The sequence below is a fragment of the Agrobacterium sp. 22-209-1 genome, from assembly GCF_053522485.1.
In genome coordinates this window covers 809,827-835,555 of record NZ_JBNWCH010000001.1, presented here as the reverse complement: position 1 = coordinate 835,555, position 25,729 = coordinate 809,827, and the positions used below count along the sequence as shown (strand labels likewise).

Annotated in this window: 21 protein-coding genes; 15 read left to right on the top strand and 6 right to left on the bottom strand. The window is 60.4% G+C overall.

The features are described 5' to 3' along the window. Positions 1 to 9 precede the first annotated feature (9 nt). The 4 genes from ACQZ48_RS03895 (at position 10) to purU (ending at position 4,403) form a co-directional block, all read left to right on the top strand. Positions 10 to 696, top strand: coding sequence for a GltB/FmdC/FwdC-like GXGXG domain-containing protein (locus tag ACQZ48_RS03895; protein ID WP_077983536.1), 687 nt, complete (start codon positions 10 to 12; stop codon positions 694 to 696). Positions 697 to 712: 16 nt separating this feature from the next. Beyond that, the gene (locus ACQZ48_RS03890) at positions 713 to 2,041 is read left to right on the top strand and encodes an FMN-binding glutamate synthase family protein (RefSeq protein WP_077983535.1); all 1,329 of its coding nucleotides are present in this window, start codon (positions 713 to 715) and stop codon (positions 2,039 to 2,041) included. A gap of 82 nt (positions 2,042 to 2,123) precedes the next feature. Next, positions 2,124 to 3,431 carry a type III glutamate--ammonia ligase gene (gene glnT / locus ACQZ48_RS03885; protein WP_137411358.1) on the top strand — a complete coding sequence of 436 codons (1,308 nt, stop codon included), beginning with the start codon at positions 2,124 to 2,126 and terminating at the stop codon, positions 3,429 to 3,431. 87 nt (positions 3,432 to 3,518) lie between these two features. Then, positions 3,519 to 4,403: a formyltetrahydrofolate deformylase gene (gene purU, locus ACQZ48_RS03880; RefSeq protein ID WP_077983533.1), complete on the top strand. Its 885-nt coding sequence runs from the start codon at positions 3,519 to 3,521 to the stop codon at positions 4,401 to 4,403. Here purU and ACQZ48_RS03875 read toward each other — a convergent pair. The 4 genes from ACQZ48_RS03875 to ACQZ48_RS03860 all read right to left on the bottom strand — a co-directional run bounded on the left by ACQZ48_RS03875 (position 4,386) and on the right by ACQZ48_RS03860 (position 8,736). After that, positions 4,386 to 5,930: an HAL/PAL/TAL family ammonia-lyase gene (locus ACQZ48_RS03875; RefSeq protein WP_448728552.1), complete on the bottom strand. Its 1,545-nt coding sequence runs from the start codon at positions 5,928 to 5,930 to the stop codon at positions 4,386 to 4,388. The genes purU and ACQZ48_RS03875 overlap by 18 nt on opposite strands. Next, positions 5,923 to 6,753 carry a quaternary amine ABC transporter ATP-binding protein gene (locus ACQZ48_RS03870; RefSeq protein WP_269823837.1) on the bottom strand — a complete coding sequence of 277 codons (831 nt, stop codon included), beginning with the start codon at positions 6,751 to 6,753 and terminating at the stop codon, positions 5,923 to 5,925. Before ACQZ48_RS03870 ends, ACQZ48_RS03875 begins: the two co-directional genes overlap by 8 nt. Continuing rightward, entirely contained in the window at positions 6,746 to 7,603 is an 858-nt protein-coding gene (locus tag ACQZ48_RS03865; RefSeq protein ID WP_137411361.1) for an ABC transporter permease, read from the bottom strand. The genes ACQZ48_RS03870 and ACQZ48_RS03865 overlap by 8 nt, the downstream gene beginning before the upstream one ends. Positions 7,604 to 7,698: 95 nt before the next feature. Beyond that, positions 7,699 to 8,736 carry an ABC transporter substrate-binding protein gene (locus ACQZ48_RS03860; protein WP_077983529.1) on the bottom strand — a complete coding sequence of 346 codons (1,038 nt, stop codon included), beginning with the start codon at positions 8,734 to 8,736 and terminating at the stop codon, positions 7,699 to 7,701. A 572-nt stretch (positions 8,737 to 9,308) separates the two neighbouring features. On the opposite strand from ACQZ48_RS03860, the gene hutC reads away from it, so the two are divergent. Continuing rightward, positions 9,309 to 10,049 carry a histidine utilization repressor gene (hutC, locus tag ACQZ48_RS03855; protein WP_077983528.1) on the top strand — a complete coding sequence of 247 codons (741 nt, stop codon included), beginning with the start codon at positions 9,309 to 9,311 and terminating at the stop codon, positions 10,047 to 10,049. Positions 10,050 to 10,075: 26 nt separating this feature from the next. Here hutC and ACQZ48_RS03850 read toward each other — a convergent pair whose 3' ends face one another. Further along, positions 10,076 to 10,690, bottom strand: coding sequence for a TetR/AcrR family transcriptional regulator (locus ACQZ48_RS03850; RefSeq protein ID WP_077983527.1), 615 nt, complete (start codon positions 10,688 to 10,690; stop codon positions 10,076 to 10,078). Positions 10,691 to 10,993: 303 nt separating this feature from the next. Here ACQZ48_RS03850 and ACQZ48_RS03845 point away from each other — a divergent pair, with 303 nt between their 5' ends. The 4 genes from ACQZ48_RS03845 to ACQZ48_RS03830 all read left to right on the top strand — a co-directional run bounded on the left by ACQZ48_RS03845 (position 10,994) and on the right by ACQZ48_RS03830 (position 17,148). After that, a complete protein-coding gene (locus tag ACQZ48_RS03845; RefSeq protein WP_173991151.1) occupies positions 10,994 to 12,070 on the top strand; it encodes an efflux RND transporter periplasmic adaptor subunit in 1,077 nt (358 codons plus the stop codon). Beyond that, the gene (locus ACQZ48_RS03840) at positions 12,070 to 13,155 is read left to right on the top strand and encodes an efflux RND transporter periplasmic adaptor subunit (protein ID WP_269827102.1); all 1,086 of its coding nucleotides are present in this window, start codon (positions 12,070 to 12,072) and stop codon (positions 13,153 to 13,155) included. Before ACQZ48_RS03845 ends, ACQZ48_RS03840 begins: the two co-directional genes overlap by 1 nt. After that, positions 13,152 to 16,223, top strand: a complete 3,072-nt coding sequence (locus ACQZ48_RS03835) for an efflux RND transporter permease subunit (RefSeq protein ID WP_448728551.1) — start codon at positions 13,152 to 13,154, stop codon at positions 16,221 to 16,223. The genes ACQZ48_RS03840 and ACQZ48_RS03835 overlap by 4 nt, the downstream gene beginning before the upstream one ends. 208 nt (positions 16,224 to 16,431) lie before the next feature. Beyond that, the gene (locus tag ACQZ48_RS03830) at positions 16,432 to 17,148 is read left to right on the top strand and encodes a FadR/GntR family transcriptional regulator (protein WP_448728550.1); all 717 of its coding nucleotides are present in this window, start codon (positions 16,432 to 16,434) and stop codon (positions 17,146 to 17,148) included. Here the strand turns inward: ACQZ48_RS03830 and ACQZ48_RS03825 are convergent. Then, complete coding sequence (locus ACQZ48_RS03825; RefSeq protein ID WP_244614267.1) at positions 17,117 to 18,544, bottom strand: aspartate ammonia-lyase; 1,428 nt, start codon at positions 18,542 to 18,544, stop codon at positions 17,117 to 17,119. The genes ACQZ48_RS03830 and ACQZ48_RS03825 overlap by 32 nt on opposite strands. 270 nt (positions 18,545 to 18,814) lie before the next feature. On the opposite strand from ACQZ48_RS03825, the gene ACQZ48_RS03820 reads away from it, so the two are divergent. From ACQZ48_RS03820 to kdpB, 6 genes are all read left to right on the top strand, one after another. Then, positions 18,815 to 20,266: an amino acid permease gene (locus ACQZ48_RS03820; RefSeq protein WP_137411367.1), complete on the top strand. Its 1,452-nt coding sequence runs from the start codon at positions 18,815 to 18,817 to the stop codon at positions 20,264 to 20,266. Further along, positions 20,263 to 21,216 (top strand): asparaginase, encoded by a 954-nt coding sequence (locus ACQZ48_RS03815; RefSeq protein WP_077983520.1) that lies wholly within the window; start codon positions 20,263 to 20,265, stop codon positions 21,214 to 21,216. The genes ACQZ48_RS03820 and ACQZ48_RS03815 overlap by 4 nt, the downstream gene beginning before the upstream one ends. A gap of 375 nt (positions 21,217 to 21,591) precedes the next feature. Next, positions 21,592 to 21,681 (top strand): K(+)-transporting ATPase subunit F, encoded by a 90-nt coding sequence (gene kdpF, locus ACQZ48_RS03810; RefSeq protein WP_003506089.1) that lies wholly within the window; start codon positions 21,592 to 21,594, stop codon positions 21,679 to 21,681. 34 nt (positions 21,682 to 21,715) lie between these two features. Next, on the top strand, positions 21,716 to 23,419 hold the full coding sequence (gene kdpA, locus ACQZ48_RS03805) for a potassium-transporting ATPase subunit KdpA (RefSeq protein ID WP_137411368.1): 1,704 nt from the start codon (positions 21,716 to 21,718) through the stop codon (positions 23,417 to 23,419). A 9-nt stretch (positions 23,420 to 23,428) separates the two neighbouring features. Next, a complete protein-coding gene (locus tag ACQZ48_RS03800) occupies positions 23,429 to 23,593 on the top strand; it encodes a hypothetical protein (RefSeq protein WP_162854292.1) in 165 nt (54 codons plus the stop codon). A 44-nt stretch (positions 23,594 to 23,637) separates the two neighbouring features. Next, positions 23,638 to 25,722, top strand: a complete 2,085-nt coding sequence (gene kdpB, locus ACQZ48_RS03795) for a potassium-transporting ATPase subunit KdpB (protein ID WP_077983518.1) — start codon at positions 23,638 to 23,640, stop codon at positions 25,720 to 25,722. Positions 25,723 to 25,729 lie beyond the last annotated feature (7 nt).

Genomic DNA, 25,729 nt, shown 5'->3' with positions numbered 1-25,729 from the left:
TCATAATCCATGCCAGTTTTCGATCTCTCCCAAACACCCTTGCGTGAATTGAATAGCGCGCTCCACGGTCTTTCCTCCGGTGTCAACGATACCGAATTCGAAGTCGTCAATCCGCGCGGCCACCATGCCGTCGCCGTTGGCATCGACAGCCCCGTCACCGTCGATGTGCGCGGTTCGGTCGGTTATTATTGCGCCGGCATGAATGATGGCGGCACAGTCACCGTTCATGGCTCGGCCGGACCGGGCGTTGCCGAAAACATGATGTCGGGCACCGTCGTCATTGAGGGCGATGCTTCGCAATATGCTGGCGCCACCGGCCGCGGCGGGCTTCTGGTCATCAAGGGCAATGCCGCCTCCCGCTGCGGCATTTCCATGAAGGGCATCGATATCGTCGTGAAAGGCAATATCGGCCATATGTCCGCCTTCATGGGCCAGTCCGGCCATCTAGTCGTCTGTGGCGATGCGGGCGATGCGCTGGGCGATTCCCTTTATGAGGCGAAGCTTTTCGTGCGCGGCTCGGTGAAGAGCCTGGGTGCCGATTGTATCGAGAAGGACATGCGGCCGGAACATCTCGAAAAGCTTGCAGAGCTTCTCGAAAAAGCCGGCGTCACGGATGTCAGCCCAAGCGAGTTTAAGCGCTACGGTTCGGCCCGCACGCTTTACAATTTCAACATCGACAACGCCGACGCGTATTGAGGCGAGGGATATTCCGATGAGCTATCACAACCCCTTCACCCCGCCACGTAAATCCGCGACCTTCGACGACCATACGCTGGCGGAAATCCGCCGCGCGGCGGCGACCGGCATCTATGACATTCGCGGTGCGGGCACCAAGCGCAAGGTGCCGCATTTCGACGACCTGTTGTTTCTCGGCGCCTCCATCTCGCGTTATCCGCTCGAAGGTTATCGTGAGAAATGCGATACGACCGTGACCCTCGGCACGCGCTTCGCCAAGAAGCCGATCACGCTGAAAACGCCGATCACCATTGCCGGCATGAGTTTTGGCGCGCTTTCGGGCAACGCCAAGGAAGCGCTCGGCCGTGGTGCGACCATTGCCGGCACCTCCACGACGACGGGCGACGGCGGCATGACGGATGAGGAGCGCGGCCACAGCCAGACGTTGGTCTATCAATATCTGCCCTCCCGTTACGGCATGAACCCGAAGGATCTGCGTCGCGCGGACGCCATTGAGGTCGTTGTCGGCCAGGGTGCGAAGCCGGGTGGTGGTGGCATGCTGCTCGGCCAGAAGATTTCCGATCGCGTCGCCAATATGCGCAACCTGCCGAAGGGCATCGATCAGCGCTCCGCCTGCCGTCATCCTGATTGGACCGGCCCCGACGATCTGGAAATCAAGATCCTCGAACTGCGCGAAATCACCGACTGGGAAAAGCCGATCTACATCAAGGTCGGTGGTGCGCGGCCCTATTACGACACCGCACTGGCGGTGAAGGCCGGTGCCGATGTGGTGGTGCTGGACGGCATGCAGGGCGGCACGGCCGCCACGCAGGATGTCTTCATCGAAAATGTCGGCATGCCCACGCTGGCCTGCATTCGCCCCGCCGTTCAGGCGCTTCAGGATCTCGGCATGCATCGGAAGGTACAGCTCATCGTCTCTGGCGGTATCCGATCCGGTGCCGATGTTGCCAAGGCGTTGGCGCTTGGTGCGGATGCTGTCGCCATCGGCACGGCGGCGCTGGTAGCGCTGGGTGATAACGATCCGAAATGGGAAGACGAATATCAAAAACTCGGTACGACAGCAGGCGCTTATGATGACTGGCACGAAGGCAAAGACCCCGCAGGAATCACCACGCAGGATCCCGAACTTGCCGCACGCCTCGATCCCGTCGCCGCCGGCCGCCGTCTTGCCAATTATCTGAAGGTCATGACGCTCGAGGCGCAGACCATCGCGCGCGCCTGCGGCAAGAACCATCTCCATAATCTGGAGCCGGAAGATCTGGTGGCGCTGACGATGGAGGCCGCCGCCATGGCGCAGGTTCCGCTGGCGGGAACCAGCTGGTTCCCGGGCAAAGGCAGCTTTTAAGCCATAAAGACGGACGGGCGCATTTGGGAGGATGTGCCCGTCTTTTTTGATGAGTGTCTGATATTCAAAAAAGGGGAATGACGTGACACTGGATCTCTCCAAGTTTGCTGCCGAAAAGGGCGTCAAATATTTCATGATCAGCTATACCGATCTCTTCGGGGGCCAGCGCGCCAAGCTGGTTCCTGCAGAAGCGATCGCTGATATGCAGAAGGATGGCGCGGGTTTTGCAGGCTTCGCCACCTGGTTCGATTTGACGCCCGCCCATCCCGATCTATTCGCCGTGCCCGACGCCTCTTCGGTCATCCAGCTTCCATGGAAAAAGGATGTCGCCTGGGTCGCCGCCGATTGCATGATGGAAGACCAGCCGGTGGAGCAGGCGCCGCGCGTGGTGCTGAAAAAGCTCATCGCTGAGGCGGCAAGCGAAGGGCTCAGGGTCAAGACCGGCGTGGAGCCGGAATTTTTCCTGATTTCGCCGGACGGTGCGAAAATCTCCGACGAATACGACACAGCGGAAAAGCCCTGCTACGACCAGCAGGCGGTGATGCGCCGTTACGATGTGATCGCCGAGATCTGCGACTATATGCTGGAGCTGGGCTGGAAGCCCTACCAGAACGACCATGAGGACGCGAACGGCCAGTTCGAGATGAACTGGGAATATGACGACGCGCTGCAGACCGCCGACAAACATTCCTTCTTTAAATTCATGGTCAAATCCGTCGCCGAAAAACACGGGCTGCGCGCCACCTTCATGCCGAAGCCTTTCAAGGGCCTGACCGGCAATGGCTGCCATGCCCATATTTCGGTCTGGGACCTCGACGGCAAGGTCAACGCCTTCGCCGACAGGGAAATGCCGTTCGGTCTGTCGGCCAAGGGCAAGACGTTTCTCGGCGGCATCATGAAACACGCGTCGGCGCTTGCGGCCGTCACCAATCCGACGGTCAATTCCTACAAGCGCATCAACGCGCCGCGTACCGTTTCCGGCGCGACCTGGGCGCCGAATACGGTGACCTGGACCGGCAATAACCGCACCCATATGGTGCGCGTGCCGGGGCCGGGACGGTTCGAACTGCGCCTGCCGGATGGAGCCGTGAACCCTTATCTGTTGCAGGCCATCATCATCGCGGCCGGCCTTTCCGGTGTCCGCTCCAAGGCCGATCCCGGTCCGCACTACGATATCGACATGTATCGCGAGGGCCATACGGTCACGGATGCACCGAAGCTACCGCTCAACCTTCTCGATGCGCTGCGCGAATATGAGAAAGATGCGGAATTGCAGCAGGCGCTCGGCATTGAATTTTCGAATGCCTATCTGAAACTCAAACAGGGTGAGTGGAACAGCTACTGCTCGCAATTCACCGCATGGGAGCATCAGACGACCCTCGATGTCTAAGCCCGATTTTCCCCGCCGCGCTTGCGGCTTGCCCCGCGCGTCCAGCCGCGCGGGCGTTTTCCATATTGATGACAGAAAGATCGCCAGATGACGAACTTCGTCCTGACCGTGACATGCAAGTCTACCCGCGGCATTGTCGCCGCCCTTTCAGGCTTTCTCGCTGAGAAGGGGTGCAACATCGTCGACAGTTCGCAGTTCGACGATCTCGGCACAGGCCGTTTTTTCATACGCGTGGGTTTCATTTCCGAGGAGGGTGAGACACGCGACGCGTTGATGGACGGGCTGGCGCCCATCTCGGAAAAATTCGGCATGGAGGTGGCGCTGCACGATCAGGCAGAGCGGATGAAGGTTCTTTTGATGGTGTCGCGCTTCGGCCATTGCCTCAATGACCTGCTCTATCGCTGGCGCATCGGGGCGCTGCCGATCGATATTGTCGGCGTCGTCTCCAATCATTTCGATTACCAGAAGGTTGTCGTCAATCACGACATTCCGTTCCACCACATTCCGGTGACGAAACAGAACAAGCCGCAGGCCGAAGCCCGGATCATGGAGATCGTGGAAAGCTCGGGTACGGAACTCATCGTGCTGGCACGTTACATGCAGGTGCTTTCCGACAGGATGTGCGAGGCGATGTCGGGCAGGATCATCAATATCCACCACTCCTTCCTGCCCTCTTTTAAGGGCGCCAACCCTTACAAGCAGGCCTATCAGCGCGGTGTGAAACTGATTGGCGCGACGGCGCATTATGTGACCGCCGATCTGGATGAGGGACCGATCATCGAACAGGATATCGTGCGCATCACCCATGCCCAGTCGGCGGAGGATTACGTGTCGCTCGGCCGCGACGTGGAGGCGCAGGTGCTGGCGCGCGCCATACACGCCCATATTCATCGGCGTTTATTCCTGAACGGCAGCCGAACCGTGGTGTTCCCCCCCGGTCCCGGCTCTTACGCTTCAGAAAGAATGGGATGAGCATTCTGCGTGAGCCGGGTTGATGTTGTCGACACCTATCCCCGTAAGCGTGGTTTGCAACATTTCCCGAATGGCGACTACCAGATTGTTGAGCGGCTGGTCATCGCGGTAAAATGGCGCCGCCGTCCGGACGCGCTGATAAAGCCTATTGGTGCCGGGCGCACGGCCGCCTTCGTCTGGCTGCATGTCGTAAGCCTGCGCGGCGCTCATGATCTCGATTGCGAGAATGGTTTCCAGGTTGCCGATAATCGAAAGCGTCTTGTCGGCGGCGGCGGTGGCGTGAGTCAATATATCCTCCTGCAAGGCGGAGGTGATGCCGCCATCGAGGCTGGCGGGGGCGGCGAGGCGGCGGTTTTCCGCGGCAAGCGCTGCGGCGGTGTACTGGATGATCATGAAACCGGAACAGACACCATCACCTTCCGCCAAAAAGGCGGGCAGCCCGCTGACAAGCGGGTTGACGAGCCGGTCGATACGCCGCTCGGAAATCGCCGCGAGTTCGGCTGCGGCCGTCGCCAGCCCATCCATGGCAAGCCCGAGCGACGCACCGACGGCGTGGGCCTGGGAGTGGACCTCGGGCGACTGCGGCGTGCCGCCGACGACCGGGTTGTCCGTGACACTCGCGAGTTCGCGGTCTACGACGTCCGCGATCTGCGCGACGCTGTCGCGAACGGCGCCGTGCACCTGCGGCACGGCGCGCAGGCTAAGCGGATCCTGCGTGCGGGATCCGGCCGACCGGGCAAGCAGCGGGCTTGCCGCCAGAAGCTGGCGCAGGTTTGCGCCGACAGTCTGGATGCCGGGCGAGCTGCGCAGTGCCAGCGGCCCTGCGGCGAAGGGATCGGCCTGCGCGCCAAGGTTTTCATAGCTCATTGCCGCTGCCGCATCGGCCCAGTCAAGGAGCGAAGCCGTGCGCGCAAGCGCGAGGCTGGCGAGGCCGGTGGCGCAGGGTGTGCCGTTGACGAGGCTGAGCCCTTCCTTCGCCTGCAGAACCATGGGTTCGAGGCTAAGCTTTGCGAGCCCCTGCCGGCCGCTTATGAGTTCGCCCCCGTGGCGGGCCCAGCCTTCGCCGATCAGCACCAGCCCTATGGCCGCGGCATGGGTGAGGTAACCCACCGAGCCCTTTGACGGAATAACGGGAAGAATATCGCCATTCAGCAGGGCGAGCAGCGCTTCGACCGTTTTGACCTGCACGCCGGAATAACCATGCGCGAAGTTGTTGATCTGGGCGGCCATGATGGCCCGTGTTTCTTCGCGCCCGAGCGGTTCGCCGACGCCGCAGGAGTGGCTGAGCAGGATGTTGCGGGAAAGAGCCTGCTGCTGTGGGATGTCTACAATCACATCGCAGAGCGCGCCGACACCTGTGTTGATGCCGTAACCGCGCACCCGTTTTTCGACGAGCGCATCGACGACGGCGCGGGCTTCGGCAATGCGCCGCCACGCTTTGTCCGACAGGGAAAGCGTGGCGCCTTTTGCAACAGCGGCGATCTCTTGCCAGGTGAGGGGACGATCGATGGTGATCGTGTCAACCATGCTGGCCTTCTCCCGCACCCGCGCGGCGTTCCACGAAACGGGCGACATAATCATTTGCGGGGCTGTTGAGAATCTGATCCGGCGTTCCAACCTGCACCAGTTTGCCGTCCTTCAGGATCGCGATCTGTGCGCCGATGCGGAGCGCCTCGTCGAGATCGTGGGTGATGAAAACGATGGTCTTGTGCAGGTTCTTTTCGAGCTGCAGCAACTGGTCCTGCATGTCGGCGCGGATCAAGGGGTCGAGCGCCGAAAAGGCCTCGTCCATCAGTATGACGTCGGTATCGGCCGCGAGTGCCCGGGCCAGACCGACGCGCTGCTTCATGCCGCCGGAAAGCTGGTGCGGAAACTTGTCCTCATAGCCGGAAAGGCCGACGGTCTCGATCCACTTCATGCCGATGGGCCGTGCGTCGGCCTTGGTCAGCCCGCGCACGCGCTGGCCATAAACGACGTTCTGCAAGACGGTGCGGTGCGGCATCAGACCGAAATTCTGGAACACCATGCTGACGCGTCGGTTGCGGAAGTCGCGCAGGTCTTTGGGCTTCAGTGCTAGAACATTGTCGCCGCCGACGAGAATCTCGCCGCTTGTCGGTTCGATCAGCCGGTTGATGTGGCGCACCAGCGTCGACTTGCCGGAACCGGAGAGGCCCATGATCACGAAAATGCGGCCGGCTTCGATGTCGAGGCTGACATTGTCGAGGCCGACGCTGCATCCCGTTTTTGCCAGGATTTCGCTTTTTTCCGCGCCCTGCTGGGCCATGGTCAGCGCAGCTTTCCAGTTGCCGCCGAATATCTTGGACACGTTGCGGATATGGATATCAGTCATTGCCCATTTCCTTCCGGCTGGATCGACCAAAACCTTGGGTGATGCGATCGAGCACGATTGCGAGAATAACGATGCCGAGACCTGCTTCGAGGCCCTTGCCGACATCGAGCGTCTGGATGCCGTTCAGCACCTGCTCGCCAAGACCGCGCGCGCCGATCATCGAGGCGACGACGACCATGGAGAGCGCCATCATAATCGTCTGGTTGAGGCCGGCCATGATCGTGGGCGTGGCGAGCGGCAATTCGACGCCGAAGAGGATTTGTCTCGGGCTGCCGCCAAATGCGGTCGCCGCCTCCACCACTTCCCGGTCCACCTGCCGGATGCCGAGATCGGTCAGGCGGATCAGCGGCGGCACGGCATAAACGATGGTGGCCAGTACGGCCGGGACCTTGCCGAGGCCGAAAAGCATGATGGCGGGAATGAGATAGACGAAGCTCGGCATGGTCTGCATGACATCGAGTATCGGCAGGGTGATGCGCCGAGCCCATTCGCTTTTGGCAAGCAGGATACCCATGGGTACCCCGATGACGATGGAAATGAGGCTGGCAATCAGCATCAGCGCCAGCGTCTGCATCGTCAGGTCCCAGAGACCGAGCGCGCCGACGATGAACAGCATCACCGCCACCATGATGACGAGCGAAATCTTCTTCGCCGCGAACCAGGCGAGCACCAGGAAGACCAGAAAAATGGCCCACCACGGCAGACCGCGCAGCACCCATTCCACAAAGAGGATCGCCTGCAGGATCGTCTGCGAGATCGCCTTGAAAACGGAGCCGTAATTCACCACCAGCGAGCGCACGATCTCATTGATCGGGCCGCGGATGGAAATATGGAAAACTTCAGGAAACATTGGTGTCGTCCTCGCGCCTGCCGACCCCATGTGCGGTAGCCGGCCCCTGTCCTGACGGGAAAAGGCGCGCCGGAAGCCCGGCGCGCGTGCGATGTTTACTTGACGGCGGCTTCGATACGCGCCTTGGCGTCGGCAGAAACCCAGCTGCCCCAGACATCGCTCTTGGTCTGAAGGAAGGTTTTGGCGGCGGCTGTCGCATCGACCTGCTTGTCGGTCATGTAGGCGAGGCTGGCGTTGATCTCCGTCAACGGGAAGGTCGCCTTTTCAAGGATCGCAATGATCTCCGGTGCTTCCTTCGCAAAGGTGCTGTTCACGCCATAGGCCACCTCGACGGAGGGGAAGGCGCAACCGGCGTCGCGCTTTCCATCGGCGCTCGTCAGTTCCTTCCAGCAAGCGTCGCTATAGGCCGGCTCCTGCAGCTGGATGAGCTTGTATTTGCCCATGATTGCCGTCGGGCTCCAGTAATAGAACAGCATCGGTTCGCCCTGGAGATAGGCGGCGGCAATTGCGGCGTCGAGAGCGGTGCCGGTGCCGGGCCGGAAGTTCACATAGTTTGCTTCCAGCTTGTAGGCCTGCAGCTTTGCGGTGTTGACGCCTTCGCAGGTCCAGCCCGAGGGGCAATTGAGGAAGCGGCCCTTGGCGGGCTCTTCCGGATCCTTGAACAGTTCAACGATCTTCGGGTCGGAAAGCTGGTCGACGTTCTTCAGGTCCGGAGCTTTGGCTTCGATGCCTTTCGCCGGGTCGCCCTTGACCAGATACTCCGGCACGAACCAGCCTTCGGCGGCGCCGACGAAGGTCTTGCCGACCGATGTTACCTGCCCGGCTTCCGCAGCCTTGTTCCAGACGTCGGAGCGGCCGATCCATTCTTCAGCAAAGATCTGCACGTCGTTATTGGCGGTCGCCTGTTCCAGCGTCACGGAGTTACCGGGAATGGAATCGACCTTGCAATCATAGCCCTTGGAGAGGATTTCCTTCATGACTTCGGTGATGAAAGCGCCGCTTTCCCAGTCGATGCCGGCGAAGGTGATGGTCTTTCCAGCGGCGCAATAGCCTTCCGCTCTCGCTGACCCGGCATAGGCTCCCATGATGAGCGCGGTGGTGGCCAGCGCGATTTTCAACTTTGAATTCAGCATTGCATTCCCCTTTTGGTTTGATGATTGGCAAGTTGCTGGCATGCGTTTTGTGGTTTCAGCCGGGCGTGCCCTGGGCAGATGCCTACCCCTGAGCCCGGCGGTCATTGGTGCATTTCATGTCCCTGCGAAATCGGCGGTCGGGCGCTCGTCGAATCAACGTGGAATTGGATGTTCGCCTTGAAGCGGTATGCTGGAAGTTCACTATACAACTTTGAAAGATTCGCATGGGACGCGCGTATCGGCGACGTTGGGTCGAACGCCCCTGCGCTGGTTGGTTCTGAAAAGGGTGAGCTTTCAGCGCATATTGCCTAGGCGCGCCATCAAATACAGCTTCGCCTTCGGCATGGCAGCCGCTGCCCTTGCGCTTGGCGGGCATTTGAGTATCGCCACGACCATCGGCGGGAGACCTGCTGTTGCCAGAGATCGAGTCTTCGCTCGCCATTATTTTCCCCTCAAGTTGTATATGTAACTTCACACATTTGCGAAAGACAAGCAAGGCGGGATGTGATAATTTTGTGCTTGTGCGGATTCTGGCTGCGTTTTGTGCAGTCGCCCGATTTTTAGGAGTTTCAATGCTGTCCGTCATCGAAAACGAGTTTCCTGTCTCGGGCGATCGCTCCTCCCTGCCGCTGTATGAGCGAGTGAAAGAACAGATCAAGGAAAAGATCGCCGGCGGAGAGTGGTTGACGAACCACAGGATACCCTCCGAAAACGAGATCGTGGACATGCTGGGTGTCAGTCGGATGACGGCGAACCGAGCGCTGCGGGAGTTGGCAACCGAGGGGGTGATCGTTCGTGTGCAGGGGCGCGGGTCTTTTGTCGCCCCGAAAAAGCGAAGCGCTGGCATGATGGGCGTGCGCAACATTGCCGACGAGATCAAGGAGCGCGGTTCGACGCATCGACCGAGCCTGATCCTTGCCCAGACGGAAGTTTGCGGTCCCGATCTCGCAACGGCGCTGGAGATCGCCGTGGGAGCGAAGGTTTTTCACTCCATCATCGTCCACCACGAAGACGATGTGCCGATCCAGCTTGAAGATCGCTTCGTCAATGCGGAGATCGCTCCAGATTATCTGATGCAGGATTTCAATACGCTCACCCCGAATGCCTATTTGACAGCGGCGGCGCCAATTTCGCGAACAGAGCAATTCATCGAGGCCGCGTCGCCCCAGCCCTGGGAGTGCAAATTGATGGCCATAAGCCGAAACGAGCCTTGCCTTCTCGTGCGCCGCAGAACCTGGTCATCGAGCCGCGCCGTCACATCCGTACGGCTGCTCTACCCCGGTTCCCGATATCGGCTTGAAAGTCAAGAATAGAGGTCCGCGGCCGCGTGCCTTGATGGCTATGCCAGCAGTCCGCGCATAATCAGTTCGAGATGAATCTTGAGAACAGCCTGCCTGTCCAGAATGCGCCGGTCGTTGAAAATCAGCCGAAACACCAACGTTCCAACCATGGGCGACATCACGACCTTGGCGAGTTCGGGGGGATTAGCCCTGAACCTTTTTTTCGCCACGCCCTCCTCCAGGATCGTATCGATGCGCGCAAAGACCGGCGCCATCATCGTGTCATAGTGCTGGTCGATGAGATCCGGGAATTTTGCGCCTTCCGCGACGATTAGACGAAACAGTTCCCGCATTTTTCTGTTGTCGACGAGTGAGTCGAACAGGAATTCGAGCAGCAGGCGAAGCTGCTCGACGGGATCGTCTGACTTATGCGTATAGGCGCTGAACGTCTCCCGGAACGGCATGGAGGCACGTTTTACCATGGCCTCGAAAAGCGCCTCCTTGGTTTCGAAATAGACGTAGACCGTGCCTTTCGTCACTCCCACTCGTTCCGCGATGTCCTCCACCCGGGTCGCGGTAAATCCCCTTTTGGTGAATTCCTCGAATGCTGCATCGAGAATTTGCAACGGACGTTGTATCTTCTGTTCAGCACGTGTCAGCTTTGCTTTCGGCATGGCCCCGGATCCTTCTGTTTTCGACGCGCGCTCTTCCGTCCGTCGCGATTGGCGGAAGTGAGAGACGGGTTTGCCTATAGCACCGGCGCAAAAACCGGAACGATTTTTGTGAAGGCGCGCACATGCTTCGCTATGCCGGACCATTGCCAATGCGCCCGCAGGTATGTGCCGGACGACGAGGGAATGATCATTCGGGAACCCGTGCGGATGCTCCGCACAGCTCCCCGATCAGCAGCATAAGAATTTCATTGACTATTCAGTCAGTCAAATATTATAGGATGAGGCGAAAATCAAGAGGTCACCATGAGAACCATTCTTATCGCGGCGGCGCTTGGCGGCATTTTCGCCCTGTCGTCCTGCAGCAATGACGAGCCGCCCGCCGAAAAGCCGCTTCGCACCGTCGATGTGGTCGCGGTTGAGAAAAAGCCCGTCGATCGCGGTAGCGTCATCACGGGCGAAGTAAAGGCGCGAGTCCAAACGGATCTATCCTTCCGGGTCAGCGGCAAGATCACCGAGCGGCTGGTGGATGTGGGCGCACGGGTCAAGACCGGGCAATTGCTTGCCCGCATGGATCCCGAAGAGCAAAAGGCCGATCTCGATGTCGCCTTGGCCAACCTGCAATCTGCGGAGGCGCAGCAGACGCAGGCGCAATTGACGTTCGATCGTCAACAAAGCCTTTTCAAGACGCAGGTGACCTCGCGTTCGGCGGTCGACAAGGCCCAGGAAACCCTGCTCACGACGCAGGGTGCGGTGAGATCGGCGCAGGCGCAGCTCGATACGGCGCGCGATGCCCTGTCCTACACCGAACTCAGGGCGGATGCGGATGGCGTCATCACGGCGCGTAATGTCGAGGTCGGCCAGGTGGCGCAGGCCGCCCAGCTCGTCTTCACGCTGGCGCATGACGGGCCGCGCGATGCGGTCTTCGACGTTTATGAATCCCTGTTCCTCGAGCGCGATATCGATAATCTCGTCAATGTCAGCCTCCTGTCGGATCCCACCCACAGAATTGCGGCGCCGGTACGGGAGATTTCGCCGACTATCGACCCCGACAATGGAACGATCAGGGTCAAGGTGGGCCTGAACGGCGACATGACCATGCCGCTCGGCGCGCCCGTTTCCGGCCATTTCCGTTTCGAACAGATCGATGCGATTGAGCTTCCGTGGTCGGCGATGACGTCGCAGGACGGCCTGCCTGCCGTCTGGGTGGTCGATCCGCAATCTTCGGAAATCGCCATGCGGCGTGTCGAGGTCGCCGACTACGAGACGGGTCAATTCGTCGTCGCACAAGGGCTCAATCCCGGCGAACTTGTGGTCACCGTTGGTACCAAATTTCTCCGCGCCGGCGAAAAGGTCGCCTATGAAAAGGGGCAGGCACAATAATGTCCAGTATATACAGAAGCTTGTTTTTGGCGGTTGCGGCCATTGCGGTTTCCTCCTGCGAGGAGAAGCAGGAAGCCGCCGCCGAGGCGCCGCGTCCGGTGCTTTCCGTTGTCGTGGAAGAGAAGTCGGCCGACGCCCTGCGGCTGACCGGCACGGTGGAATCGCGCATTCAGACCGATCTCGGCTTTCGCGTTCTCGGGCGCATTATCGCGCGCAATGTCGATGTCGCCGATCTGGTAAAGAAAGGTGATGTGGTCGCGTCGATCGATCCGCTGGCGCTGGAGCTTGCGGTGAAGAGCGCGCAGTCCGACCTTTCCAATGCGGAAGCGCAGCTCGCCAATGCAATAACGACCGAGCAGCGCCAGCGCGTGTTGGCGGAGGCCCGCAGCGGCACGGAGGCCGCGCTGGAAGAAGCCCAACAGGCAACACGCACCGCCAACGCCGCCGTCGCCAAGGCCCGCGCCAATCTGGACAAAGCCGAGGAGCAGCTGGGCTATGCGCAGTTGCATGCAGAATTTGACGGCGTGGTTACGGGGACTTCGGGCGAAATCGGTCAGGTTGTCTCGGCCGGCCAGACAGTCGTGACCATCGCTCGCCCGGAAGTGCGCGATGTGGTGGTCGACGTTCCGCAATTTGCGGCGCAGCGCCTGGAGATCGGCTCCGCCTTCGAGATCGCCCTGCAGCTCGATCCGAAAATTCGAACCACCGGCGTGGTGCGCGAGATCGCTCCGGAAGCCGAAACGGCGACGCGCACGCGCCGCACGAAGATCAGCCTGCAGGATGCGCCGTCGGCATTCCGGCTCGGCTCCGTTGTCACGGCTTCGGTGCTTGCCGCATCCGAACCGCAGATCATGCTTCCGTCATCGGCCCTGCTGAAAACCGACAATGGCTGGGGTGTCTGGATCGTCAATGCCGAAACGGCGACGGTAACGCTCCGCACGGTCACGATAGATGGCGAGCCTGCTGAAGGCGGCAACGTGCGCATCACCGGTGGCGTCAAGCCCGGCGAGCGCGTCGCCAGCGCCGGCGTTCACAAGCTCAAGGATGGACAGGCCATCAGGATCGATCAGGAGGTCCGTCAGTGAAGAAATTCAACCTTTCCGACTGGGCGCTCGAGCACCGTTCGCTCGTCTGGTACTTCATGCTGGTTTTCGTTCTTGCCGGCGTTTTCTCCTATATCAACCTTGGTCGCGAGGAAGATCCGAACTTCACCATCAAGACGATGGTGATCAGTGCGCAATGGCCCGGCGCTTCCGCCGAAGAAGTGGCGCGGCAGGTGACCGACAGGATCGAGAAGAAGCTCGAGGAACTCGACAATCTCGATCATCTGCGCAGCCAGACGGTGGCCGGCCGCACGACGATCTTCGTGGAATTGGTGCCGGAAACCAAGGCGCGCAACGTCGAACCGACATGGTTGCGGGTGCGCAACATGATCGGCGATATCAAGGGCGATTTCCCCTCGGGCGTTGTCGGTCCCTTCTTCAACGACCGTTTCGGCGATGTCTATGGCAATATCTACGCTTTCACCAGCGATGGTCTCAGCCAGCGACAATTGCGCGATCTGGTGGAGGATGCCCGTGCGAAGGTGCTGACTGTCGACAATATCGGCAAGGTCGATGTCATCGGCGCGCAGGACGAAACGATCTATCTGGAGTTCTCCACGCGGAAGATCGCGGCGCTTGGCATCGACCAGCAGTCGATCATCAAGACGCTGCAATCACAGAACGCCGTCACGCAATCCGGTTTCGTCAATGCCGGGCCAGAGCGCGTGGCGCTGCGTGTCAGCGGCCAGTTCACTTCGGAAGACAGCCTGCGGTCCATCAATCTGCGGGTCAACAACCGGTTCTTCCCGCTGACGGAAGTGGCAACGATCCGGCGTGGTTATGTCGATCCGCCATCCTCGCTCTTCCGCTTCAACGGTCAGCCGGCCATCGGCCTTGCAATCGGCATGAAAACCGGCGCAAACCTGCTGCACTTCGGCGAGGCGCTGGATGCGCAGATGAAGCGGGTGGTGGCGGATCTGCCGGTTGGTGTCGATGTGCATCGCGTGTCCGATCAGCCGGCCGTGGTCGATGAGGCGGTCTCGGGCTTCACCTCGGCGCTGTTCGAGGCCATCGCCATCGTTCTTGTCATCAGCTTCATCAGCCTTGGTCTCAGGGCCGGCATGGTGGTTGCCGTTTCCATTCCGCTCGTGCTGGCGATCACCTTCGTCTATATGGAATATACCGGCATTTCTTTGCAGCGTATCTCTCTGGGCGCCCTCATCATCGCGCTCGGCCTTCTTGTCGACGATGCGATGATTGCCGTCGAGATGATGGTCGCGCGGCTCGAGGTCGGAGACGATCTCAGGAAAGCGGCGACCCATGTTTATACCTCGACCGCTTTCCCGATGCTGACCGGAACGCTGGTCACTGTCGCCGGCTTCATTCCGGTCGGTCTCAACAACAGCGCGGCAGGTGAATTCACCTTCACGCTCTTTGTGGTGATCGCCGTTTCGCTGATCGTGTCATGGATCGTCGCGGTTCTGTTCACGCCGTTGCTCGGTGTGACGATCCTGCCGAAGACGATGAAATCGCACCATGAGAAAAAGGGCCGTTTTGCCTCCGCCTTTTCCTGGCTTCTCGGCCGGGCGCTGCGCTGGCGCTGGGTGACGATCGTCGCTACGGTTGCGTTGTTTGCCCTGTCCATTGGCGGCATGGGCCTTGTGCAGCAGCAGTTCTTCCCGTCTTCCGACCGCGTGGAGCTGATCGTCGACTGGAACCTGCCGCAGAACAGCTCCATTGCCGAAACCAACCGGCAGATGGCCAAGTTCGAACAGGAAATGCTGGCCAACAATCCGGATGTCGATCACTGGACAAGTTATGTTGGTGAGGGCGCACCGCGTTTCATCCTGTCCTTCGACGTGCAGACGCCGGACGTGACCTTTGGCCAGACGGTCATCGTCACCAAGGGGCTGGATGTGCGTGACAAGGTGCGTGCCGAATTACAGGCTTATCTGGACCGTACATTCATCGGCACCGACGCCTTCGTGAAATTGCTCGATATCGGCCCTCCCGTCGGGAAACCGGTTCAATATCGCCTGAGTGGACCCGATATCCAGAAAGTCCGCGAGCTTGGACAGCAATTGTCGGGCGTCGTCAGCGAAAACCGGCTGCTGTCCAACATGGTCATGGACTGGAACGAGCCGACGCGCGTGGTCAAGGTCGATGTTCTGCAGGACAAGGCCCGCCAGCTCGGCGTCTCCTCGGAAGACATCGCCAATGCCATGAACAGCATTGTCGAAGGCTCCACCGTCACGCAGGTGAGAGACGATATCTACCTTGTCAACGTGGTGGCGCGGGCGCAGATGTCCGAGCGCGGCTCCATCGAGACGTTGCAGAACCTGCAATTGCCGGCGACCAACGGCAAGGCCGTCCCGCTTTCGGCGATCGCCAATTTCCGCTATGAGCTGGAGCAGCCGACCATCTGGCGTCGCGACCGCATCCCGACTGTCACGGTCAAGGCCGCCATTATCGGCCCAACGCAGCCGGCCACGATTGTGGAGCAGCTGAAGCCGAAGATCGAGGCGTTCCAGAAAACGCTTCCCGTCGGCTACACGTTGGAGACGGGTGGCTCGGTGGAATCCAGCGCGGATTCGCAGGCGCCGATTGTCGCTGTCGTGCCCATGATGCTGTTTGCTATGGCGACGATCCTGATGATCCAGCTTCAAAGCTTCAGCCGGCTGTTCCTTGTATTCGCCGTCGCGCCGACTGCCCTGATCGGTGTCGTGGTGGCGTTGCTCTTCTCCAATGCGCCGATGGGCTTCGTCGCCATCCTCGGTGTGCTGGCGTTGATCGGCATCCTGATCCGCAACTCGGTCATTCTCGTCGTGCAGATCGAGCATCTGAGAAGCGAAGGGGTTTCGGCCTGGCGGGCGGTCATCGAGGCGACCGAGCACCGCATGCGGCCAATCATGCTGACGGCGGCGGCAGCCACACTTGCCCTCATTCCCATATCCCGGGAGATTTTCTGGGGGCCGATGGCCTATGCCATGATGGGTGGTATCGTGGTGGGTACGGCGCTGACGCTGCTTTTCCTGCCGGCGCTCTATGTCGCGTGGTTCCGGATTCCGCGCGAGGATGACAAGCCGGAAGGACACGACGTCACGGCCTGATACTAGAAAAGGAGTGAGGGCGTTACCTCATCATTCCCATAAAAATATCCGCCATCGTTGTTCCCATGGGCAGGATAATGTTAGGAAGGTCGGCTTAGCTGCGAGAGCGGCGGCCGTCCTTTCGTTTTTGGACGCCGCATGATCTTGCATATCGAATCCGTATGTCGCCGATATTGCGGATCACAATGGGGTGCCGGAGGGCTTGAAGATGGGCGGGTTGTCGGATTGGCTTGCGGATGCGCAGCCGATCAATCGCAAGAATGCCGCAGAAGCGGTGTTCGATGATATCCGTTCCGCCATCACTTCGGGGCAGCTTGCGGTCGGCACCCGGCTGCCTTCCGAAGCCCATCTGGCCGCCCGATATGGCGTCAGCCGACCGATTGTTCGCGAGGCTTTGCGGTCTCTCCAGACCCTGGGGCTGACACAGACCCGCACCGGAAGCGGCACCTATGTGATGACGCCGACGCCGCCTTCCGAATTGAATTACGGCGCCTATTCCGCCCGCGATCTGATCGAGGCTCGCCCTTTCATCGAGGTTCCCGCGGCCGGTTGGGCGGCGTTGAGGCGGACCGACGCCCAACTGGCGGTCTTGCTTGATCTTTGCGGCCGGATGGAAGCCGAAGAAAGGCCGCATCCCTGGGTGCTGCTGGATGGTCAATTCCATTGCGCCATTGCGGAAGCTTCGGCCAACAGGCTGTTCGCCAAGGTGGTGGCCGACGCCCGTGAGGCGCTGTCCCAACAGTCAGAGATGGTCAACCTTATGGCCGGTCGCCGCGTGGCCTCGAATTTCGAGCACCGCCGGATCGTCGAGGCGATCCGGCGGGGGTCAGCGCCTGAGGCGCGGGAGGCGATGGAGCTTCACCTTGGGCAGGTGAAACAGGTGGTGACGACGATCATTGGCGAAGATCGGCTTCGCCAGCCGTGAGGGCGGGCAGGTTGGCAAGGTGCCGCGGGCTCAGCGCCTGCTGCAATTGTGCGTTCGTTAGATAACCGCGTTCCAGAACCACTTGCGGCACCGTGCGGCCGCTGGCAAGCGCTTCCTTGGCCACCTCCGTCGCCGCATAATAACCGATCAGCGGGTTGAGCGCGGTGGCGAGGCCAATGGATTCTTCCACGCGCTGCGCCATGATCGCCGGATTGGCGACGATGCCGTCGACGCAGCGTTCCGCCAAGGTGCGGCAGGCGGCGCTGAGTTGGCTGATGCTCTGTGAAAGCGCGCGCACGATGATCGGCTCGAAAGCGTTCAGCTGCAACTGCCCGGCTTCGGCGGCCATGGTGATGGTGATGTCATTGCCGATCACCGCATAGGCCACCTGGTTGACCACTTCGGGAATGACCGGATTGATCTTGCCCGGCATGATGCTGGAACCCGCCTGGACGGAGGGCAGGGTGATCTCACCGATGCCGGCGCGCGGACCGGAGGAGAGCAGGCGAAGGTCGTTGCAGGTCTTCGACAGCTTGACGGCAACGCGTTTCAGCACGCCGGAAAGGTGCACGAAGGCACCGGGGTCCTGTGTGGCTTCGATCAGGTCGGCAGCCGTCACGAGCGGCCTTCCCGTCAGTTCCGCCAGATGCTGGCAGGCGAGCGCTGCATAACCGCGCGGTGCATTCAGCCCGGTGCCGATGGCGGTGGCGCCGAGATTGATTTCGTGCAGGAGTGCTGCGGATTCGATGAGACGCGCCTGATCTTCTCCCAGCATCACCACGAAGGTACGGAATTCCTGGCCGAGCGTCATCGGCACGGCGTCCTGCAATTGGGTGCGGCCGATCTTGATGAAGCCGGCAAATTCCTGCGCCTTGCGGTCGAAAGCGTCCTTCAGAACGCCCATGGAAGCCGCCAGATCATCGATCGCCTCGATCAGGCCGACATTGATCGCGGTCGGATAAGCGTCGTTGGTCGATTGGCTGAGATTGACATGGTCGTTCGGGTGAAGCCGGGCATAATCGCCTTTTTCGTGACCAAGCAGCTCAAGCGCGCGGTTGGCGATGACCTCATTGGCGTTCATGTTGGTGGAGGTACCGGCGCCGCCCTGGATTTCATCCACCACGAACTGCTCATGCAGCGCCCCGGCGCGGATTTCGCGGCAAGCCTCTGCAATGGCTTCCATGCGTTCGGCATCGATGAGGCCGAGCTCGTGATTTGCGCGTGCGGCCGCCTCCTTCACATAGGCCAGTCCCCGGACGAGATAAGGGTTGTGGCCTATGGTCACCCCGGTGATCTTGAAGTTTTCCACAGCGCGCGCTGTGTGCACGCCCCAATAGACATCCGCCGGAATTTCCTTCGTCCCGAGCAAATCATGCTCCTTGCGCGTCACGCTCACTCTTTCCTCCACTGGCTTTTAAGTGTTGTAATATCTGTAAAGCTGTCTTACAGATTTTTCGACCTTAAACTTGGTGGAGGAGAAGGTCAATCATGTCGAATACCCTTGACGAACGGCATTATCTGCCATTATGACGGCAAAAATCTGTCATGCAGCTTTACAGCATGTTTGCATTCGCTGGCCATATTTCCAGCATTGGGGACGACGCCAGTTCCACTTTGATTTCCGGCTTATTGCCGACTACAAGCGTTTTATCGGGAGGATAAATCCATGCATTCTGGAAAAACGGCACCCGCCGAACGTGAGGTCTTCGTCGAAGAGGATCTCGGTTATCATAAAGCCCTGAAGCCGCGCCAAATCCAGATGATCGCCATCGGCGGCGCCATCGGCACGGGTCTGTTTCTGGGTGCCGGTGGGCGTCTCGCGCAGGCTGGTCCGGCGCTGGTTTTCGTTTATGCGCTTTGCGGCTTCTTCGCGTTTCTGGTGCTGCGCGCGCTCGGTGAGCTGATCATGCATCGCCCGAGCTCCGGTTCCTTTGTGTCCTATGCGCGCGAGTTCTACGGCGAGAAGATGGCCTTTGCAGCCGGCTGGATGTATTGGCTCAACTGGGCCATGACCTCGGTGGCCGATGTCACCGCCGTTGCGCTTTATATGAATTTCTTCAAGCAATACGTGCCGTGGCTTGCGGGTATCGACCAGTGGGTCTTCGCGATGACGGCGCTGGTGGTCGTGCTGGCGATGAACATGCTGTCGGTGAAGGTGTTCGGCGAACTGGAGTTCTGGTTCAGCCTGATCAAGGTTCTGGCTCTCGCCATTTTCCTCGTCGTTGGCGTCTACTTCGTTATTTTCGGCACGCCCATTGAAGGCCACGTCACCGGCTTCAGCCTGATTACGGACAATGGTGGCTTTTTCCCGAACGGCATTCTTCCCGCCTTCGTGATCATACAGGGTGTCGTTTTCGCTTATGCCTCGATCGAGTTGATCGGCACGGCGGCGGGTGAGACCGAAGACCCGCGCAAGGTCATGCCGCGCGCCATCCGCGCGGTGGTTCTGCGCCTCGTCGTCTTTTACGTCGGCTCCGTGCTGCTGTTCACGCTGCTTCTGCCCTATACCGCCTACAAGGCCGGCGAGAGCCCCTTCGTCACCTTCTTCGGCTCCATCGGTGTAGAGGGCGCTGACGTGATCATGAACCTCGTCGTGCTGACAGCCGTGCTCTCCTCGCTCAATGCCGGCCTGTATTCCACAGGCCGCATTCTCCACTCCATGGCGGTTTCCGGCTCGGCCCCGGCAGCGCTCGCAAAGATGAACAAGAACGGCGTGCCCTATGGGGGCATCGCGGTTACCGCCGTCGTTACCGTATTCGGCGTCGCGCTCAATGCCGTTGTCCCCTCCGCCGCGTTCGAAATCGCACTTAACCTGTCAGCGCTTGGCATCATCTGCGCCTGGGCCGTTATCGTGCTCTGCCAGCTGAAGCTCTGGCAGCTGTCGCAGCGCGGTGAGATCGTGCGTCCGGATTTCCGCATGTTCGGCGCGCCCTATACCGGCATCCTCACACTCATCTTCCTTTTCGGTGTCCTTGTGCTGATGGCGTTTGACTATCCTGTCGGCTCCTGGACCATCGCCTCGCTGATTGTCATCATTCCAGCGCTCGTCATCGGCTGGTATCTGTTGCGTGATCGCATCTACCGCCTCGCGGACGAGCGTGCGGGAGCGATACAGTGAGCGGGCAGGGCGCAACGCCTCTGGTGGCGGTCATCGCCACCGGCGGCACCATCGCCAGCCGGCGTGGCGCCGATGGCGCAAGCCAGCCCAGCCTTTCGGGTGAGGACCTGCTGGCGCTGGTTCCGCAGATCAACGCCCGGCTGAAGCCTGTCGATTTGATGGCGAAGGATTCCTCAAGCCTGACATTGGCGGACATGCAGCGCATCAGTGATGCGGTGGGAATGGAGCTTGATGATCCCGCCGTTGCCGGCATCGTGGTTCTGCATGGCACCGACGCCATGGAGGAATCCTCGCTGCTCGTACATTTGCAGCGGGCCATCACAAAGCCGGTGGTCTTCACCGGCGCGCAGTTTACCGCAGACCATAAGGACGCGGACGGACCGGCCAATCTGGCCAAGGCCATAGAAACAGCGCTCGATCACGCGAATGCCGCAAAAGGTGTGCTCCTTTCCTTCGGCGGCCGCTGTCTGCCGGCCTGGGGGCTTTACAAGCTGAGCGCGGACGAGGCGGATGCCTTCCGCTCGGCCCGGCCAATGGTGGCTGCCGCAACGCTGCGGCTTTCCGCCCCGGTAACCGATCAGCGCGTCGATATCGTCGCCATTCATCCCGGCTGTGACGCCACCCATATCGATGCAAGCCTGCAGGTGGGCGCGAAAGGCATCGTTCTTGCCGCACTTGGTTCCGGCAATGCCAATCCGCGTATCGCCGAAGCCGTGAAGCGCTGCGCAGAACGCGGCGTTCCCGTCATCGTTTCCAGCCGCGTGCCGGAAGGGCGGCTCGTGGCAAGTTACGGCGGCGGTGGCGGCGGGCATGACCTTGTCGCAGCGGGCGCCGTGCATTCATCCACCCTTCGTCCCGGACAGGCCCGCATTTTGCTGGCCGCGCTGCTTGCCAGTAAAAGCCCGGCGGAAACCATCGTTTCCGCTTTCGGTGACAGCCGGCTTGCTTAGAGCACTTCCAGGAAAAGTGGACCCCGGTTTCCCGTCCGGAGATGCGTCAAGACTCTAAGTAGCGGTAGCGATGCCCGCAACCGGCGGGCATCAAAATTCCTATAGAATTCCTATTTTATTCCATCTGTGGCCGTCTCGAACCTTTATGCGGTTCGGGTGCATTCTTCTGTTCGGGAAGGGATGGTGTTCCCTTTCCAGCCAGAAAGATTGAAAAGCGACGTCCCACATGACGGCGCTTTTCTTCCTGTACGGCTCCTCGATTAAAAAGGAGTCCCATCGATGATGGATGTTGTTCTGATCGGTGCAGCCACGGTGTTTTTCGCCCTCTGCTTTGCCTATACGCGCGCCTGCGACCGGCTTTAGACGGAGGCTGCGATGACATTCGACTATATCTTGAGCGGTGCTGTCACGGTCTTTATCGCCGCCTATCTCACCTATGCTCTCATTCGCCCCGAACGCTTCTGATCGGGAAGCGGCGGCTATTGAAAGTTAAAGTACCATGACCCTCAATGGATGGTTTCAGATTCTGCTGTTTTGCGGGATCATTTTTGCGCTGGTGAAGCCGCTCGGCTTCTATATGGCGCGTGTCTTTAATGGCGACCGCACCCTGCTGTCGCCGGTTCTCGTACCCGTAGAGCGTGGCCTCTATGCCCTTGCAGGAACAAGCGAGCGCGAGGAACAGCACTGGACGACTTATGCTTTCTCCATGCTTCTCTTCAACCTCTTCGGCTTTGCCCTGCTTTACGCCTTGATGCGCTTTCAGGCCGTGATGCCCTACAATCCGCAGGCGATGCCGGCCGTCGGGCCTGAATTGTCCTTCAATACGGCGGTCAGCTTCGTCACCAACACCAACTGGCAGAACTATGGCGGGGAAAGCACCCTGTCCTATCTGACCCAGATGGCCGGTCTCACCGTGCAGAACTTCGTCTCTGCCGCAACAGGCATGGCCATAGCCATCGGCCTCATCCGCGCTTTTTCGCGTGCTTCCGGCAAGGCGATCGGCAATTTCTGGGTGGATATGGTCCGGGCGACCCTCTACGTGCTTTTACCCTTCTGCATCGTGCTGACCCTCGTTTACGTCTGGCTCGGCGTGCCACAGACGCTCGGCGCCTATGTGAATGCGCAGACGCTGGAAGGCGCAAAGCAGACCATTGCCGTCGGGCCCGTGGCGTCGCAATTGGCGATCAAGATGTTGGGCACCAATGGCGGCGGCTTCTTCAGTGCCAATTCCGCGCACCCGTTCGAAAACCCCAACGCCATTTCCAACATGATCCAGATGGTGTCGATCTTCGCCATCGGGGCAGCCTTCACCAATGTTTTCGGCCGCATGGTCGGCAACCAGCGTCAGGGCTGGGCGATCCTCGCCGCCATGGGCGTGCTGTTCATCGCCGGCGTCGCCGTCACCTATTGGGCGGAAGCGGCTGGAAATCCGCTGATGCATGGCTTCGGTCTTGCCGGCGGCAATATGGAGGGCAAGGAGGCCCGTTTCGGCGTGGCGCTCTCGTCGCTCTTCGCGGTCATCACCACCGCGGCCTCGTGCGGTGCGGTCAATGCCATGCATGGCAGCTTCACGGCGCTGGGTGGTCTAATCCCGCTTATCAATATGCAACTGGGCGAAGTGATCGTCGGCGGTGTCGGCGCGGGTTTTTACGGCATTCTGCTCTTCATCGTCATCGCCATCTTCGTGGCAGGGCTGATGGTTGGGCGGACGCCGGAATATCTCGGCAAGAAGATCGAGGCCAAGGAAATGAAGATGGCGGTTCTGGCCATTCTCTGCCTGCCGCTCGCCATGCTTTTCTTCACGGCAATGGCCACTGTTCTGCCTTCGGCCGTGGCGTCGATAGGAACGGCGGGGCCGCACGGCTTCTCCGAAATCCTCTATGCCTATACCTCGGCGGCCGCCAATAACGGCTCCGCCTTCGGCGGGCTTACCGGCAATACGACCTGGTACAACATCACGCTTGGTTTCGGCATGTTGATGGGCCGTTTTCTGGTGATCATTCCAGCACTCGCCATTGCCGGTTCCTTGGTCGCCAAGAAGACCGTTCCGGCCTCGGCTGGCACCTTCCCGACGGATGGCCCGCTTTTCGTTGGTCTGCTGGTCGGCACGATCCTGATTGTCGGCGGCCTTACCTTCCTGCCTGCGCTAGCGCTCGGCCCCGTTGCCGAACATCTGGCGATGGCGGTAGGCCAGGTCTTCTGAGGTGATGCCATGAACGACGACAAATCCCGAAGTAACCGCGTCGTTTCCATCCGGAAAGGCGCTCCCGGCAGGGGGAGCGCGACGCCCGGCGGCTGGTGCGCTTCCAATGTCATTCTCGCGATGATGGCGGCTCTTGTCGCCGCCGTCGTCGCTCTCGAAGTTATCACGGGCTGATCGATCTTTATCGGTCGCCCCGTTTCAAACGCTGGAGCCTCTTCATGAGCCAGTCCAAACAAGCGAGCATCCTCGATTCTCGCATTCTCGTTCCGGCCATCGCCGCCGCATTCAAAAAACTCAATCCGCGCACATTGGCCCGCAACCCGGTCATGTTCGTGGTCGCGACGGTGTCGGTGCTGACAACAGTGCTGTTCATCCGCGATTTCATCATGGGTGGCGACAATCTCGGGTTTTCCTTCCAGATCAATCTCTGGCTCTGGTTCACCGTATTGTTCGCCAATTTCGCGGAAGCCGTCGCCGAAGGGCGCGGCAAGGCGCAGGCGGATTCACTGCGCCGGACCCGCACCGAAACCCAGGCGAAACTGCTCACTGGCGATGACCGCAGCCAGTATAAGATGGTGGCGGGCGCCGGCCTGAAGGTGAACGATGTCGTTCTCGTCGAGGCCGGCGATATCATTCCCTCCGACGGAGAGGTCATCGAAGGTGTCGCCTCCGTCAACGAGGCGGCAATCACCGGCGAATCCGCTCCCGTCATCCGTGAATCCGGCGGTGATCGCTCTGCCGTCACCGGCGGTACGCAGGTGCTGTCGGACTGGATCAGGGTTCGCATCACGGCCGCCGCGGGCTCCACCTTCCTTGACCGGATGATTTCGCTGGTTGAGGGTGCTGAACGCCAGAAGACGCCGAACGAGATCGCGCTCAACATTCTGCTCGCCGGCATGACGCTGATTTTCGTGCTGGCCACCGCGACCATTCCGAGCTTTGCATCCTATGCCGGCGGTTCCATCCCCATCATCGTGCTGGTGGCGCTGTTCGTGACGCTTATCCCCACCACTATCGGTGCTCTTCTCTCTGCCATCGGCATTGCCGGTATGGACAGGCTGGTGCGTTTCAACGTGCTCGCCATGTCCGGCCGCGCCGTCGAGGCGGCCGGCGATGTGGATACGTTGTTGCTGGACAAGACCGGCACCATCACGCTTGGTAACCGGCAGGCAACCGAATTCCGCCCCGTTGCCGGCGTTTCCGAGCAGGAACTGGCCGATGCAGCGCAGCTTGCCTCCCTTGCCGACGAAACGCCGGAAGGCCGTTCCATCGTGGTTCTCGCCAAGGAAAAATACGGCATCCGCGCCCGTGACATGCAGAAACTGCATGCGAATTTCGTACCCTTCACCGCCCAGACCCGCATGAGCGGTGTCGATTTTGAGGGCTCCTCCATCCGCAAGGGCGCAGTCGACGCCGTTCTCGCCTACGTCAACGGCGGCGCTTCGCAACAGGGCAATGCGGCGGTTGCCGTCAAAACCGAAACGGACGCCGCACGCGGCATCCGGACAATTGCGGAAGAGATCGCCAAGACAGGCGGCACGCCGCTCGCCGTCGTGCGGGATGGAAAGCTGCTCGGCGTCGTGCAGCTGAAGGATATCGTCAAGGGTGGCATTCGCGAGCGTTTCGCGGAGCTTCGGCGCATGGGCATCCGCACCGTGATGATCACCGGCGACAATCCGATGACGGCCGCCGCCATCGCAGCGGAAGCCGGCGTCGATGATTTCCTCGCCCAGGCGACACCGGAAAACAAGCTGGAGCTTATCCGCGAGGAACAGGCCAAGGGCAAGCTTGTCGCCATGTGCGGCGATGGCACCAACGACGCGCCGGCGCTGGCGCAGGCCGATGTCGGCGTTGCCATGAATACCGGCACGGTGGCGGCACGTGAGGCGGGCAATATGGTCGATCTCGACAGCGATCCGACCAAGCTCATCGAGATCGTCGAAATCGGCAAGCAATTGCTGATGACGCGCGGTGCGCTGACGACGTTCTCCATCGCCAACGATATCGCCAAATATTTTGCCATCATCCCGGCAATGTTCCTGGCGCTTTATCCGCAGCTTGGCGTCCTGAACGTGATGGGGCTCTCGACACCGCAGAGCGCCATCCTCTCTGCCATCATCTTCAACGCGCTCATCATTATCGCGTTGATCCCGCTGTCGCTGAAAGGCGTCAAATATCGGCCGATCGGCGCGGGCGCGCTGCTGTCGCGCAATCTGGTCATCTATGGCTTCGGCGGCATCATCGTTCCCTTCATCGGCATCAAGGCCATCGACCTCACTATTACGGCGCTCGGTCTTGCTTGAGGAGTAA